This is a genomic window from Bradyrhizobium sp. SHOUNA76 (genome assembly GCF_023006445.1).
GTDB lineage: Bacteria > Pseudomonadota > Alphaproteobacteria > Rhizobiales > Xanthobacteraceae > Bradyrhizobium.
Window position 1 is genome coordinate 1 of sequence record NZ_JALBHA010000907.1, and the last position, 1,281, is coordinate 1,281.

Here is a 1,281-nt window from a genome sequence, read left to right on the forward strand (position 1 = left end):
CCTCGCCGGCGGGGCGCCGCGCGTGCTGCTGACCGACCTGCGGCTGCCCGACGGCCACGGCGTCGAGCTGATCCGCGAGATGAGGCAGCGCTTTCCCGACACCGAGATCATGGTGATCTCGGCACTCGGGGACGAGGAAAGCGTGATCTCCGCGATCACGGTCGGCGCCACCGGTTATCTGCTCAAGGACGCCTTCCCCACCGACATCGCCACCACCGTGCGCGATCTCGTCGCCGGCCATTCGCCGATCTCGGCCTCGATCGCGCGCTTCATCGTGCGCAGAACGCAGGGTGCTGCACAGAATTCGGCCGAGCCGCCTGCCGGCCCCGCGCTCAACACGGCCAGGCTGACACCGCGGGAGATCGATATCCTCTGGGGCATCGCAAAAGGCTTCAGCTATGCCGAGATCGCCAGCCATCTCGGCCTGTCCAAGCAGACCGTCCCCGGCCATATCAAGAACATCTATCGCAAGCTCGAAGTGCATACGCGCAGCGAAGCGGTGTTCGAGGCGGTGCAGCAAGGCCTGATCAAGCTGTGAGCGAGATCGCAGCCAAGGCACCCGCGAGGGCACCTACGAAGGCACCCACGCGCCCGCGGCGCCGACTGATCGCCTCGCGCCTCGTGCCCTATCTGCTGCTGCAGGCCCTGATCGTGATCGCCACCGTTCTCGGGCTGCGGCTGCTGCAGCCGAGCGACCCCGACGATTTCGCGCTGAGCGGATTTTCACTGCGGGAGGACGGCGTGACGAACCCCGTGACCCTGCCGCATTTCACGGCTTCGCGCTATTCGCTGGCCGATCCGCCGCTCTACACCGGCACCTTCGCGTTTCGTCGCGGCGAAGCGGCGTCGGGATGGTCGGTGTACCTGCCGCGCTTCAGCAACGCGGTGGAGGTCGCCATCGACGGCGTCGTCGTGCTCGACTCCCGGCGCGATGCCAATGCCAACCGGCCCGACCGCAACACGCCGCAGATCGCCGCCATCCCCGCCTCGCTGCTGCGGGAGGGCACCAACGAGATCACGGTGCGGCTGTTCGTATGGGGACCGTTGAAGGGCTTTCTCGACACGGTGTATGTCGGACAGGACGCGGCCTTGCGCCCGGCCTATGAGACGCGCACGCTGCTGTTCGTCACCCTGCCCGTGGTGTTCTCGGCCTGGCAGTCGATCCTCGCCGTCATCCTCGCGATCATGTGGCTGATGCGACGTCATGAGCCGGTCTACGGCGTGCTGGCGGCCGCGATGGTGCTCGGCGTGGTGCAGGCGTTCGCGCCCCCGCCGGTGCCG

Annotated in this window: 1 protein-coding gene and 1 pseudogene; both read left to right on the forward strand. The window is 67.6% G+C overall.

Annotation, left to right across the window (positions count from 1 at the left end):
- A partial coding sequence (locus MOV74_RS38455; protein ID WP_246932761.1) for a response regulator transcription factor occupies positions 1-538 on the forward strand: 538 nt, incomplete at its 5' end.
- Positions 535-1,281, forward strand: a pseudogene (locus tag MOV74_RS38460) (histidine kinase); the annotation flags it as partial. The gene MOV74_RS38455 and the pseudogene MOV74_RS38460, both read left to right, overlap by 4 nt.